General features: G+C 61.2%; 13 protein-coding genes (1 of these 13 only partly in view). 4 read left to right on the forward strand and 9 right to left on the reverse strand.

Features of this window, described 5'->3' with window-relative positions; translation table 11 throughout:
- Position 1: 1 nt before the first annotated feature.
- Genes GO499_RS03395 through GO499_RS03415 form a run of 5 tightly spaced genes read right to left on the reverse strand, consistent with a single transcriptional unit; the run spans position 2 to position 4,691 of the window.
- Positions 2-835 (reverse strand): carbohydrate ABC transporter permease, encoded by an 834-nt coding sequence (locus GO499_RS03395; RefSeq protein WP_161860874.1) that lies wholly within the window; start codon positions 833-835, stop codon positions 2-4.
- Complete coding sequence (locus GO499_RS03400; RefSeq protein WP_161860875.1) at positions 832-1,731, reverse strand: carbohydrate ABC transporter permease; 900 nt, start codon at positions 1,729-1,731, stop codon at positions 832-834. The genes GO499_RS03395 and GO499_RS03400 overlap by 4 nt, the downstream gene beginning before the upstream one ends.
- Before the next feature lie 56 nt (positions 1,732-1,787).
- Positions 1,788-3,014, reverse strand: a complete 1,227-nt coding sequence (locus GO499_RS03405) for an ABC transporter substrate-binding protein (RefSeq protein ID WP_161860876.1) — start codon at positions 3,012-3,014, stop codon at positions 1,788-1,790.
- A 34-nt stretch (positions 3,015-3,048) separates the two neighbouring features.
- Positions 3,049-3,990 carry an alpha/beta hydrolase gene (locus tag GO499_RS03410; protein WP_161860877.1) on the reverse strand — a complete coding sequence of 314 codons (942 nt, stop codon included), beginning with the start codon at positions 3,988-3,990 and terminating at the stop codon, positions 3,049-3,051.
- A complete protein-coding gene (locus tag GO499_RS03415) occupies positions 3,987-4,691 on the reverse strand; it encodes a GntR family transcriptional regulator (RefSeq protein WP_161860878.1) in 705 nt (234 codons plus the stop codon). The genes GO499_RS03410 and GO499_RS03415 overlap by 4 nt, the downstream gene beginning before the upstream one ends.
- Before the next feature lie 104 nt (positions 4,692-4,795).
- Between GO499_RS03415 and GO499_RS03420 the strand changes: the two genes are divergently transcribed.
- A complete protein-coding gene (locus tag GO499_RS03420; protein WP_161860879.1) occupies positions 4,796-5,872 on the forward strand; it encodes an ABC transporter ATP-binding protein in 1,077 nt (358 codons plus the stop codon).
- Positions 5,873-5,965: 93 nt separating this feature from the next.
- The gene (locus GO499_RS03425) at positions 5,966-7,033 is read left to right on the forward strand and encodes a dipeptidase (RefSeq protein ID WP_161860880.1); all 1,068 of its coding nucleotides are present in this window, start codon (positions 5,966-5,968) and stop codon (positions 7,031-7,033) included.
- 10 nt (positions 7,034-7,043) lie between these two features.
- Here the strand turns inward: GO499_RS03425 and GO499_RS03430 are convergent, their stop codons facing one another.
- The 4 genes from GO499_RS03430 to GO499_RS03445 all read right to left on the reverse strand — a co-directional run bounded on the left by GO499_RS03430 (position 7,044) and on the right by GO499_RS03445 (position 11,905).
- A complete protein-coding gene (locus tag GO499_RS03430; RefSeq protein WP_284154877.1) occupies positions 7,044-7,898 on the reverse strand; it encodes a glycoside hydrolase family 25 protein in 855 nt (284 codons plus the stop codon).
- Positions 7,899-7,995: 97 nt separating this feature from the next.
- On the reverse strand, positions 7,996-9,003 hold the full coding sequence (locus GO499_RS03435) for an LLM class flavin-dependent oxidoreductase (RefSeq protein ID WP_161860881.1): 1,008 nt from the start codon (positions 9,001-9,003) through the stop codon (positions 7,996-7,998).
- A 168-nt stretch (positions 9,004-9,171) separates the two neighbouring features.
- Positions 9,172-11,289, reverse strand: coding sequence for a methyl-accepting chemotaxis protein (locus GO499_RS03440; protein WP_161860882.1), 2,118 nt, complete (start codon positions 11,287-11,289; stop codon positions 9,172-9,174).
- A 13-nt stretch (positions 11,290-11,302) separates the two neighbouring features.
- Positions 11,303-11,905, reverse strand: a complete 603-nt coding sequence (locus GO499_RS03445) for a hypothetical protein (protein WP_161860883.1) — start codon at positions 11,903-11,905, stop codon at positions 11,303-11,305.
- Positions 11,906-12,219: 314 nt separating this feature from the next.
- Here GO499_RS03445 and GO499_RS03450 point away from each other — a divergent pair, with 314 nt between their 5' ends.
- Both GO499_RS03450 and GO499_RS03455 read left to right on the forward strand, forming a co-directional pair.
- A complete protein-coding gene (locus tag GO499_RS03450) occupies positions 12,220-12,897 on the forward strand; it encodes a Tle-like phospholipase domain-containing protein (RefSeq protein ID WP_161860884.1) in 678 nt (225 codons plus the stop codon).
- 174 nt (positions 12,898-13,071) lie between these two features.
- Positions 13,072-13,985 carry the start of a hypothetical protein gene (locus tag GO499_RS03455; protein WP_161860885.1) on the forward strand. It continues 1,021 nt past the right edge of the window, so 914 of the gene's 1,935 nt are visible here — the first part of the coding sequence; it begins with the start codon at positions 13,072-13,074; its stop codon lies beyond the right edge, outside the window.

The raw sequence follows: 13,985 nt of genomic DNA on the forward strand, positions 1-13,985 counted from the left end.
CTCATCCTTTGACAGCGCCCTGCGTCATGCCGGCAATCAAGCGTTTCTGAACGAACAGGAACAACAGCGTTGCGGGCATCGCGCCGATGATCCCCCCTGCCGTCAGCAGCCCCCATTCAACCTGGTATTCACCGATCAGCGACTGGATCGCGACAGTAATCGGTTTCACGTTCCGCCCCCCCAGGGTCAGGGCGTAAAGATATTCGTTCCATGCGGTAATGAAGATGTAGACGCCGGTAGCGATGATACCGGGCGTGCACAGCGGCAGCACCACCCGGTAGAGTGCGCCGAACCGGCTGCACCCGTCGGTCATCGCCGCCTCGTCGAGCGAGCGCGGAATGCCGTCAATATAGCTGGTCATCATCCAGACGGAAAAAGGGATCGCCACGGTGGAGTTGGCAATGATCAGCGCCAGGTAGGTGTCGACCAGTCCGAAACTGCGCATCAGGATGAACAGCGGCAGTATCAGCAACACCAGCGGAAACATGTTGATGACGAGGAACTGCAGCATCAGCAGCCGTCGCCCCCGGAACCGGAACCGGGAGAAGGCATAGGCGGCCGGCACCGCAAGGGCCAGTCCGAAGACCACCGTGCCACCCGCGACGATGAAGCTGTCCAGCAGGTTGGAGCCGAACCCCACGGTTCGAAACAAGCGAGTGTAATTCTCCAGCGTCGCGCCGACCAGCGAAGGCCCGTCCGTGAACAGCTTGTTCTCTTGCGTTAGTGAGGTCAACGCCATCCACAGATAGGGTGCCAGCGTGAACAGCAGGATCAGCGCCACCGGCAGATCCACCGTCAGAATTCGTCGCACCACGGATCGGTTCTGTACCATCATCCGATATTCCTCCCCGCGCGCCGCAGATAGAGAATGACAAACCCCAGAAGCAGGAGCGTGAAACAAACGGCCAGCGCCGACCCGTAGCCGTAGTCCAGTCCGGTACGGGCATTGATGAAGGCGTAGAGCGGCAACGTGTAGGTTGAGTATCCCGGACCGCCGCCTGTCATCACGAAGATCACGTCGATGGAATTAGCGACCCATATCAGGCGCAGCAGGGTGGCCGTCATCAGCACGCCCGCTAGTCCGGGCAGGGTTATATTACGGAACTGCTGCCACTTGGAGGCGCCGTCGATTGCGGCAGCTTCGTAGTAGCTGCGCGGTATCGCCTGCAATCCTGCAAGGATCATAACGGCAAAGAACGGGAACCCCTGCCATGTCAGGGTCAGGATTATGGCGTAGAGCGCGGTGTCGGGGTTTGCCAGCCATGGGATAGAGGTCGAGATCAGGTCCATGCGCAGCAGGAACTCGTTCAGCACGCCGTAGTTGGCATCGTATATCCACACCCACATCAGTGCGATCACCACCGACGGCAGTGCCCAGGGAATGATGACAAGCGCACGGGCCAGTCCGCGCCAGGGAAATTCCTGGTTAAGCAGCAGCGCCGTCGCCAGCCCCAACAGCATCTGCGCCGGCACCGTAATGGCGATCCACAGCACTGTATGCCGAAGCGATATCCAGAAGACGGGGTCCTTCAGCGCAGTGGCAAAATTCTTCAGCCCGACAAAATCGAACGATTTCGGCCGGAACAGCACGTAATCGTGCAGGCTCATCCAGACGGCCTGCGCCATTGGCAGGAACACGATCGCCAGCGTCACCAGAACTGCCGGCGACAGCATGACGAGGGGGAGCACGCGGCGTGATAACGGCACGGGCGGTATTGTGGTTGCGGTCATTGGGTCAATCCGAATGCGGGCGACGGGCCGGGGAAGGCCCGCCACCCTTGGGGGGATCAGTCGTTGTAGAGTGCGTCGATCTCGGCGTTCATCTCCGCCGCCGAAAGTTCGCCGATCAGTGCCCTCTGCATGGCCACCGGCCAGACAGTGTTGGCGAAATCGGCGGTTTCGCTGACGTTCGGCAGCAGATGCGCGAACGGCAGGGAGTCGATCGTCGCATCGACGAACCGCTGCTCATGCACCGTCCAGTTGGCGGAATCCGTTTTTGTCACCGGCAACTGTCCCGTCGCCACGTTGAAAGCGGCGTTGTTTTCCGGGCTGGAAAGGAAACTGATCCACTTCCACGCGGCCTCCTTGTCCTGCGCATTGGCGAATATTGCCGTGCTTTCATCCCCGAAAGAGGTCCAGCGACCACCGCCGCACTCCGGCACCGGCACGGCGGATACATTGTCACCGAGCGCCTCGACCATGCCAGCGGAAGAACCGATGTGGTGGATTGTCATCGCCGTGGTTCCCCCCTGGAATGCGCCGATCACTTCCTTGAAGCCGTCATTCGGAGCGGACGGCGGGAACACCGCGTCTTCCTGAAACAGATCCAGTACGAACTGCGTCCCTGCGACACCTGCATCGGAGGTCAGTTCGCCCGCGCCAAAGCCGACACCTTCCCGCGACAGCACGAGGCTGCCCCAGTGGTCATGCCCCCCCTTGCCGCCCCGGAAGCCGAAGCCATAGGTGTCGATCCGGCCGTCACCATCGGTGTCACGGGTCAGTGCTTTGGCCGCTTCGCGGAAATCGTCGCACGTGGCGGGCGGCGTCAGTCCCAGTTCCTCGAACATGTCGGTGCGGTAGTAGAGGTAGAGCACCACGTACTGAACCGGCAGGTAGTAGTGGGTTCCGTCTGCGGCCGCCGTCAGGTTCAGCAGGTTGTCCTGAATTTCTTCCAGTCCCTCCCAGCCTTCCAGTCGCGCATCCAACGGTTCCAGCGCCTCCATCTCGATCAGGCGGGGCAGGGCATTCAGCTTCACCAGCGCCGCATCCGGCGCGGTGCCGGCGACGATGGAAGTGTAGAGCTGGTCGTAATAGCTGTTCCACGGCACATTTTCCGCCGTGACCGTGATACCGGGGTTTTCGGCCTCGAATTTCTCGACGAGATCAGACATCGGGTTGTCTGCGTTGTCGAAGTGGTACCAGAAATTTACGTTCTGGGCACTGGCAGCGCTGGCCAGCGCTGTTCCAGCCAGAAGTGCCGCCGCGAAAGCGCGCGTCTTGGTCTTGTTTGTCATTGGTCTTCCTCCCTGGTTTACAGTCGTTACTTTTCTAAGCATTGGTCATTCGCCGGAATGCCGCTCCGGCCTCGGCATGGGCTTGTCGCGCTTCGTCCAGCACTGTGGTCATTTGCATGAAGCCGTGCACGACACCCGGATGCAGAAGAAATTCGTCATGCCGCCCCAATGCCGCCAGCCGCTCGAACAGACGTTCGCTGTCGGAGCGGAGCGGATCGATTTCGGCGGCATTCAGGTAGAGTGGCGGCAGCCGCCGCAAGTCGGCATCGCTGGCCCGGAGTGGTGCGACACGCGGGTCGTCACGCTGGCCTTGCGGCGCGTACCAGTTCCAGTAGCGCTGCATTTTTGTCCGTGTCAGTCCCGGTCCCTCGGCGCACTCCCGATAAGAGGGGCTCTCAAAATCGGTATCGAAGACGCCGTAGAATAACAGCGCACAATCCGGTTGCGCTACGCCTTCGCTCAGCATCAGTGCTGCTGCCAGGTTCGCACCGGCACTGTCGCCAGCCACCGCCAGCGGTCCCCTCAGGCCATCGAACGGTGCGGCATTCGCCGTCAGGGCGCTCCAGACAGTCAGACAATCCTGCAAACCGTCGGGATAGGGATGTTCCGGTGCCAGCCTGTAGCTGCAACTCACGACAGTCGCCCGCGCCTCGATTGCAAGCAGCCGGGCGGAGCGTTCGTGGGTGTCTATATCGCAGAATGACCAGCCACCGCCGTGAATGAACAGGATCGTTCCCCTCGCGGGCCCCTCGGGCACCAGTATGCGACAGCGAAGCGGCCCAGCCGGCCCGGCGACATCCACATTCCGCACCGATGCCAAAGTCGGCAGATCAACATTCCAGCGCTCATTGGCGGTTGCAGCCTGTGCCCGGCCTTCGCTGGCGGGAAGGGTCGTGGGGTCAGGCAGGCCCGCGTCCTCCACGGCCAACCGTGCGAGGACCGCAGCCATCTCGGGCGAGGGTTGCGGACCGTTCATTCCGCGCCATCCGGCTTGGTGATGATGCTCGGTCCAAAATCGGCAATCGTTGTGATGTGATGCGACAGCGCCAACACCGCCTGCTCCGCGTCACCACTCTCCAGCCCGTCGATGATTGCCTGGTGCCGCCCGGCCGTTTCCTCCAGGTTCCGCTGCTGCTCATGATGCAGGATCTTGTAACGGTGCACCTGTATCAGGCAGCGGGCCAGCATCGGCTGGATCGGCGGCAAGTCTGCGAATTCAAAAAGGTCAGTGTGAAATGCGCGGTCATGGATGGACAGCAGGTATTCGTCACCCGCTGTCGCTGCTGCCATCATGTTGTCCATGTGCCTGCGCAACGGTTCCGCCATTGCCTTGCCGCGGCGCGACATCGCCCGCCGAAGCCCTCGGCATTCGATGTCATGACGCAAGTGAATGAGTTCCTCGGCGTCCTCTGCGCGGCAATCGACCACGTTCGTGCCACGGTGCGGCTGCCTCAGTACCAGTCCTTCCTCCTGCAACAGCAGCAGCGCCTCGCGAATCGTACCCTGGCTCACCTGAAATCGCGCAGCCAGTTCCAGTTCCAGCAGCGAAGAACGCGGTGCAAGTACGCCCAGCACGATTTCCCGCTGCAATTCTCCGTAGATCGCATGGCTCCGGCGAGAGGCGACGGCTCTTCCGGGCGTCGCTGTGCGCGGTTGGGAAAAATTCTCCACTGCCATGATCTCTCGCTTGATTAACGTTATCATTATCAATAACGATATTGGAGAGAGAATGATCTGACAAGCCCCTTTTCCGAGCGGCGCAGAAACAGGGAGATTATCCAGTGGCAACCATAACGATGGAAAGAATTGTCAAGAATTACGGGGCCGTCACCGCCATTCACGGCATCGACTTGGCAATCGGGGATGGTGAATTCGTCGCTCTCGTCGGCCCTTCCGGCTGTGGGAAGTCCACATTGCTGCGCATGATCGCCGGTCTGGAAGACATTACCGGCGGCGCCCTGCGGATCGGAGACAAAATCGTCAACGCAGTGGAGCCTCGCGACCGTGACATCGCGATGGTTTTTCAGGACTACGCACTCTATCCGCACATGACGGTTGCCGAGAACATCGGTTTCGGTCTGCGTATGCGCAAGTCCGATGTGGGGGAGGCGCGCGGACGTGTCGCCGAAGCCGCGAAGATCCTCCAGATCGAACATCTCATGCAGCGTCGGCCGGGCGAACTTTCGGGTGGCCAGCGTCAGCGCGTCGCCATGGGTCGCGCGATAGTACGTCGGCCGAAGGCATTCCTATTTGATGAGCCGCTGTCCAACCTCGACGCCAAACTCCGCGTGGAAATGCGCACGGAGATCAAGCGGCTGCACGGCCTGCTTGGGCGGACTACCGTCTATGTCACCCACGATCAGGTCGAGGCGCTGACCCTTGCCGACAGGGTCGTCATTCTGCGCGACGGCCGCATTCTTCAGGAAGGCCCGCCGCTCTCGCTTTACGATGCGCCCGCCACCCGTTTCGTTGCGGAGTTTATCGGCTCGCCGCAGATGAACATGTTTAAAGGAATGGTACGCCAGACCGGGGGTGCAGCCGTCGTCATCGACGGTGTGACAGTTCCACTCGCCGCAATCGACACCGCCGAAGGAACGCCGGTCACTCTGGGCGCTCGTCCCGAGGCGCTACTTATGACCGACCCGGACAGTGCCGATATCACGGCGGAGGTCGATGTGTTTGAGCCGCTTGGATCTGATACCATGGTTTCCTGCCGCATCGCCGGCACCATGGCCGTCGTCCGTGTTCCGCCCGAAACTCCCGTCGCCCGCAAGATGCCGCTGCATCTCGCCTTCGAACGCAGCAAACTGCACCTGTTTCATGCAGAAACCGGTGAGCGGATTCCGACCCGCGCCTGAGGCGCGCCTAAGCTTGCACCCGCCTTCGAAGCCTGCTTTCTTTTGACGGGAACAGCGCGCAGCCAGCGCCCGTCCCGATACCGAAAGCCTGCCATGCGCGATCCGATCCCGTTCTTTGATGGCCACAACGATTTCCTGCTGCGGCTGATGAGGTCGCAGCCCTCGCGGGAGGATACCTGGCTCGGCCCGGGCGAAACCGGCCATCTCGACCTCGCGCGGATGCGGCAGGCGGGTTTCGCCGGCGGTTTTTTCGCCATCTTCGTCCCGCCGGTCGCCACAGGGGAGCCTACGCCGGATTTCGCCACTCTCATGTCGGAACCACCATACGAGATACCGCTGCCGCCGTTGATGGAGCACCCGACTGCCCAGCCGCTGGCCCTGACAATGGCCGGACTCCTGCATTGGATGGAGCGAGCGGCCCCACAGGACTTCCGTGTCTGCCGATCTGCCGCCGATCTGCGGGAGACAACCGGCCAAGGCATCATCGCGGGCATCATGCACATGGAAGGAGCAGAGGCGATCGGCCCCGACCTCGACGCCCTTTACCTCTTTCACGACATGGGTCTTCGCTCGCTCGGCCCGGTCTGGAGCCGCCCGACAATCTTCGGCCACGGTGTGCCGATGGCCTTCCCCGGCTCGCCGGATACCGGGCCCGGCTTGACGAAGCGGGGCAGGGATCTTGTCCGTCTCTGCAACCGCCTGGGCATCCTCATCGACCTCTCGCACATGAACGCGAAAGGTTTCGACGACGTCGCGGCTCTCACCGATGCCCCGCTCGTCGCCACCCATTCCAACGCGCATGCCCTGTGCGCCTCACCCCGCAACCTGACGGACAGGCAGTTGCGCCAGATCGGTGACAGCGGCGGCATGGTCGGCCTGAACTACGCCACCTTCTACCTCAACGCCGACGGCAGCGCCGACAGGTCCACACCCTGGGAAACCGTGATCCGCCACCTCGACCACATCATCACGGTGGCGGGAGAGGATCATGTCGGACTCGGTTCGGACTTCGATGGCTGTATCGTTCCGGACTGCATTGGGGACGTCACAGGCGTACAGAGCCTGTTCGAGGCCCTGTCGCGCCACGGCTACGACAACGCCCTTCTAGGCAAGCTGGCGATGGACAACTGGCTTGCCTGCCTCGACCGCACTGGCATCTGATTGCCATTGATCACTGCTGCCTGCGCAGCGAAAGCCATGCCGACCAGACTTCCGGGCTGCCGCCGAACGCATTGATATCGACGATGCCCTTCACCCCCGGCACGACACCGGTGCCGGTATACTGCCAGAACGTCCAGCGCTCTCCCGGATAGCGCTCCGAAGGATGACCGGCGACAGAGCGTAGCCAGAACTCGATATCGGAAAGCGCTCCCAGCCCATTCTCGGCGTAGAAATCTGGTGTCGTGTAGACCACCGGTGCGGTGCCGTAGTGCCGCCCGACAATGTTCACGAATTCGCGGATTTCCGCCCGCACTGTCGGCGGTTCGGGAAAGCGGCGGCAGGTGCGAGACTGGTGATTCCATTCGATATCAAGCACCGGTGGCAGATCGCCCGGTACTCGTGGCACGTTCTCGATGTACCAGCGTGCCTGCTCCGCCGGGGTACGGCAGAAGTAGTAAAAGTGATAGGCTCCCACCGGCACGCCGGCCATCCGCGCCTGCGGTGCATTCAATTCGAAGCCAGGGTCGATGTGGTCTCCACCCTCGGTGGCCTTCAGCCAGGCGAAGTTGATGCCGGCGGACCGCGCCGCCCACCAGTCTATGCGCCCCTGATAGCGGGCGGCGTCAATTCCGTGGATGCTGTATCGGTCAGGGGTGATGCCCTCCCACTCATGTGGTCGGGTGTCGCCATAGCGTGACGGGATGCCTTCTGCCGGGTAATTGGCGGCGATCAGCGGTCGTGGGCTTTCGAGAATACCCACCGATGGACCTTCTCCGGAACACCCAGCCGCCAGCGCTGCCGCTGCCAGTGCCACGATTGTCGTTATCTTGCGGATACCCGCAATGCCGTTGCCCGCGATGCCCATGATTGTTCCTCTGCCGCCTGCCTGTTTTTTGTAGGCAGGCTACAGGCTGGCTGTCCGCTTTGCACGGGGCGTTTTCGGGGTGATGGCCGAAATTCGCTCAGGCCGCCGCCAAGGGGGTGCGCAGGTCGCGCAACGTCTCGGCGGCGATCTCGAAGGACCGGATGCGCGCTTTCGGGTCGTGGATCATCCCGGTTACCATCAATTCGTCTGGCCGATACCTCTCCACGATTGTCGTGAGTTGCGCACGGGTCTCCGCGGCGGAACCGACAGCGGACAGCGAGAGCGCCTGTTCCACCTGTGCCAGAACCTGAATGGGTATATTCGCGTGTACATCCGCTACCGGCGCCGGCAGCTTGCCCGGGTTGCCGGTGCGCAGCCGTGCGAAGGCCAACAATTGCGAGGATCGCAGAAAGTGCGCCTCTTCAGTCGTCTCGGCAGCACAGACACCGGCAGCGATCATTACATGCGGCCTTGCCAACCCCGCGGATGGCTGAAAATCCGAACGGTAGATCTCCAGCGCCTGCTCCAGAAGTGCCGGTGCGAAATGCGAGGCGAACGCGTATGGCAGCCCAAGGTGCGCGGCCAGTTGCGCTCCGTAAAGGCTGGATCCGAGTATCCACACCGGCACATGCGTGTCGGCGCCGGGTATCGCCCGCACCTGCTGGTCATCGGCCGGTGTGCCAAGATACTTGAGCAGTTCCACCACATCCCCGGGGAAGTCTGTGTCCGATGTCTTGTGGCGACGCAGGGCAAGGGCGGTTGCCATGTCGGTGCCCGGAGCTCGACCGAGGCCCAGATCGATCCGATCAGGGAAGAGCGTCGCCAGCGTTCCGAACTGTTCGGCGATGATCAACGGCGCGTGGTTCGGTAACATGATTCCGCCGGCCCCGATCCGCATCGTTCGCGTTGCCGCCGCCACCTGACCGATGACGACTGCGGTCGCCGCACTGGCGATCCCCGGCATGTTGTGGTGTTCGGCCAGCCAGTAGCGGTGATATCCAACCCGTTCCGCCGCCCGTGCCAGATCGATCGTGTTGGCAAGGGCCGAGGCCGCGTTCCCGCCTTCCGGGATGGGCGACAGGTCTAGCAACGAGAAATTCTGCATGTGGTGTCCTCCGGACTCTGCCATCTAAGTAGCCGGTGGACGCGTCACCAGTCGGAGGAGCGAATTTTCCGTGCCAAGGATCGGCAGGCGCACGCAAATTGTTTTTGGCAGCGGCTTTTCAAGCGTAGGCGCAGGCGCGGCAAAATCATCGCGCCTGCGTCAAACTTTTCAGAATTGCGCCCATTCGCCTTCGTCGGTATCGGGGAAAGTATCGAACTCCGCGCGAGGATTGTCCTCATCGTCTGAGGTCGTGTCGCGTGCGAGCGCCAGCGGATTGTCCGGGACGGTCGCCGGCGGCGATATGGCGGCGGAAGCCTTGCTCCGCTCCTGCGGTTTGGCCGCTGCCGTTCGCGCAGGCGCGACCGGAGGCAGGACGAGTTTGTCAGCAGTACTTGCCCTCTCACCTGTCTCCTTTCGCTGTGCAACCCTGAAGGAAACTGTCTGTTCCGTCAGCTTCGCCGCCTCTGCCGCAAGTTCGACGGCGGTCGATGCGCTGCGCTCGGCCTTGGTTGCCGTCTGCTGCGTGGTCTGATCCACATGGCTGAGGGTGTTGGAAATCTCCGACACGCTGACGGACTGTTCCTTGGTGGCTTCGGCGATCTCCCGGAACGTGGTTTCAAGGGCAATTACGGCGCTGGAAATCTCCTCAAGCGATTGTCCGGTCCGCGTCACCTGCTCGACGCCTTGCGACACGTCGCTGCTGCTTTCCTGAATCAGTGTCGTGATGTCGCGTGCCGCGTCCGATGACCGTTGTGCCAGCGTCCGCACCTCGGAGGCGACGACAGCGAACCCCTTGCCAGCGTCGCCGGCACGCGCGGCTTCGACGGCCGCGTTCAGCGCCAGCAGGTTGGTCTGGAAAGCGATGGATTCGATGACCGAGATGATCTCGTTGATCTTCAGCGAACTGTTCTCGATCCGGCCAACGGCATTCCGCGCCGCCTCGACGATGCGTCCGCCCGCCCGCGCCTTGCTGGCCGCCTCCTCGACAAGAGAGCGCGCCTGATCTGTATGGTCGGCGTTGGCTTTGATGGTCGCCGTCATCTCTTCCATGCTCGCCGCCGTCTCCTCCAGCGATGCCGCCTGTCCGCCGGCCTGCGCGGCCAACTCGGTCGCATCCTGGCGGATGTCAGCGACGGATTCCGACATCTTGGCGGCGGAGCGGATGATCCGGCTTACCAACGCCTCGAGTCTCTCGATCGATGTGTTCAGATTATCCTGCAAGGCACCGAAGGAGCCGCGATGCTCGCCCTCCATCCGCGCTGTCAGGTTGCCCTGGCTCAACTCCGTGGTGACTGTGGTCGCTGCATTCAGGCTGGTTTTGACCGACTCGACCATCGTGTTGATGCTTGTTCCCAGTTCCACCAGCGCATCGTCGTCGAACGTTGCATTCACCCGGCGGTCGAAGTTGCCTTCTGCCGCCGCACTGACAACAGTGCCGACCTCGGAGCGCAGGCGATTCATCATCGCCGTCCTTTCCTCCGCTGCTTTTCGCTCTGCCGATGTCCGGCGTGCCTCGGCCTGTTCGGCATCGGTCAGCTTGTCGGAAAACGCCTTGGCCGCCCGCGCCATGCTGCCGAACTCGTCGCTCCGGTGCAGGGCTGCTTCGTCGATCCGGACATTGCCATCCTCCATCGAGGACAATGTTCGCGACAGCCGGCTAATCGCCATGATGACCATCAGACCAACCCCGGCCACCAGTGCAAAGACCAGCACGACATTCGCGATCACGATGAACTGTGCCTTTGATGCCAGCGCTGCCTGTCGGTCGGCCAACGTTTCACGCACGCTGTAGATGCGTTCCAGTTCCGACTTCAGGCCGGCCTGTACCGCGTCAAGCTTTTCCAGACCCGGGCCAGAGCTTTCCTCGAACCGGGCGAGGTCAATGGTCTCCGGTCGCTCCATCTGTCGGAGGATCAGGTCCACGTGTTCCCTGCGCCAGTCAGTCAGCGCGAGTGTAATCTCCGCAATTTGCGGGCTGCTCTCTGTCCCGTCGGTCAGGTCGATCAGCCTCGCGCTCGAAGTATCAAGCGTCTCGTCAATTGCCTGCAGCATCTCGAACTCGATTCGGTCGCCCGTCAGCACGAAGGACTTCAGAAGCCGGGATTTATCGATCACGGCGAGGTTCAGGGCCTCCAGCGCGGCAACTTCTTCGGAAGCCTTGTGCTCAAGTTCCACGCCGCGGTTCAATTCTCCCATGGCGATGATCATCATTGCGCCGGCCACCACGGTCACGATGGCGATGACGACGAAACCGATGAGGCTCTTCTGTTTGACAGTCAGGGACATGGTGTACCTCTTCTCAATTCACGGTCGCCGCTGTGCTCACCGGCCAGCGTCGCAGTATTTCGTGCAGATTGACGTCGAATGTCGCGGCTCCGATGGGCGTGCCGGTCTCGGGGTCCTTCACCGTGACGTTCACCTGCGAAATCATCACGCCGATGTCCTCGAATGCCTCCGGCGCGTCGATGAAGACGGCATCGGGCCCCACCTCGAATGTTTTCTGGAACTTGGCTTCGTCGCCCTGCCAGAAATCACCGGTGATCGCGCTCTGCCCCACATTCAGCCCGTTCTGATCGGTGACGAACACGGCGGTGTAGAGCCCAAAGGAATTCGCCTGAACCCGCGTCAGGAAGTTTGAGAGGGGGTTGGAAAGTGTCATGGCGATCAGCGGCTGCTCCACTGCTTCCCGCTCCGCGCGCCACTGCTGATCAAGAGTCTCGATCTGATTCAGTTCGAGGTGGCCATAGCGCCTGTTCTGGGCCGCGATCGAACGAATGACCACGTCCTGCGCCAGCACATCCTTGATGGATTCGACGATGTGGGATGGTATCCTGGTTTCCTGTGCGCCGCCGGCCTGCGCGCACACCATCAGGAATGCACAGCAAAGTGCGATGGATCTCATGACAACTCTCCTTGAGTTTCAAAGTTGGAGAGAGCCATAGGTGTCAGATGTTACCAGAAGGTATGAATGCCTCCCGATGATTAAAATCATGCCTAAGTTCTGCTTGCCGGCGCACGCATTGAATCAGGAGGGACCCGGTTTCACGGGCATAGGCGATGGCATGGGTTTGGACGCAGGAAATGCACAGTTTCAAAGCAGCAGTGAGCTTAGGGCGCACCCGGCCCGAAAACAGACCGCAAGTGTTCCCATCAACACACACCGGTTCGGGCAAAAATGTGATACGGAGCCTGACATCATCACAACGGGGACCTCCTATGGCGACCATTCAAGAATACGCGCTCATGTCGCAGGCGGTTTACGCCGATGAACCTCAGATTCCCGGATGGGCCTGTGCCAACTTCCACTCCGGTCTCGGCACCGGTCTCCAGGCGGCAGTCTTCACCCGCGGTGCTTCCACGGTTGTCGCCTACAAGGGTACGACACCCAGCAACACCAACGATCTGCTCGCCGACCTGAAACTCGGCGTCGGCATGAATACCAGCTACTTCTGGAATGCGGAGGCCTATGCCGCCCGCTATGCACCGGGGGAGGTGGTGTTCACTGGCCATTCGCTTGGCGGCGCCATCGCCCAGATCGTCGGCAATCGCCGTCGTCTGCCGTTTGTCACGTTCAACGCGCCCGGGGTAGCGCTCTTCGCGTCTCGCAACGTCCTGACATCCATGCCGCACATGACGGCAGTGCGTCTCGTCGGCGGCACGCTCAGCGCCTTCCGACATCCGATCCAGATGGTTCGCGATGTGCGTTCCGCGTTTCACTCGTCACTTGGTGTCAACTACCGGCTCTCCGGAGATGTCATCAGCCAGGTCGGGCTGCATTACGGAAACCTCGTTTCCATCCAGGGCGCCGGCGATCCGCTGACGCAACATGGAATCGGAACCATGATCACGGCCCTGGAGGGGCAGGGCTACGGAGACATCACCTTCCCGAATTGAAAACCGGGGGCGAAAATGCCTCACATTCGGGCAGTAAGATAGCAAAATGTGATGTTTGTCACGCCGCCTCGCAACTGTGGCGAAAATCGGGCGGCATTTTGTCAAATTTAGTCAATGAACTGTCGCGCAAGAAAATTAATCTGAAGCTCCATTTTCTGATTATCGGAGCGTTCAATGGCTACTTTTCTCGACGGTCTCGTCAATGTCTACAACCTCGATGACGATGCGCAACTTGAACTGAGCGGTGCACGTGGCGTGCGTGCAGTGCAGTTCGGAAGCACAACATACCTCTATGTTGCCGGAACCAGTGATGACGGCATCGCAATCTTTGAAATGAATTCGGATGGTTCCCTCCTCAGGTTGCCTGACGTGGAGGACAATGCCTCGTTGCTTCTGAACGGGGTTGAACAATTGGAAACGGTGGAAATCGGAGGGACGACTTTCCTTCTGGCCACCGCCGGCGTGGATGATGCCATCACCGCCTTCTCGATCGATCCTTCCACGGGGGCACTGACCGAGACGAGCGCCATCGGAGACGATGCGACCCGGCTTCTCAACGGCGCGAGCGGGCTTTCGATCATGGAAGTCGGCGGAACCACCATGGTGTTCGTGACCGGCAACACTGACAGTGGCGTTTCCGTCTTCTCCCTGGATGCCTCCGGCGTACTCGGGGAACTCTCTGCCTTCCCCGATGACGGCTTCACGTCTCTTTCGGGCACGCGTTTCGTGGAAACGGCAGTTGTCGATGGCGTCCCGCTGGTATTCGCCACCGGATACAATGCTTCCGGCGTCTCAGTTTTTACGGTCGATAACGCCGGCAATCTGACCTCTGTATTCGATCAGGCGGACAACGCGGCACTTGAACTCGCCGGCACTTCGGGAATGACCGTGGTCGAGCGAAACGGGGTCACCTATCTCGCGGTCGCCGGCTACAGTGATCAAGGCTTCACGCTCTTCAGCGTCAGTGCCACCGGCGTTCTCACTGAGGTAGATGAGGTCAGTGGCGCGGCATTTGCGAACGGCACCTGGGATCTCGAAGCCGTGGAGATCAACGGTTCCGATTTCATCGTCGCCAACAATTATTCCGG

The organism is Algicella marina, assembly GCF_009931615.1.
Lineage (GTDB): Bacteria > Pseudomonadota > Alphaproteobacteria > Rhodobacterales > Rhodobacteraceae > Algicella > Algicella marina.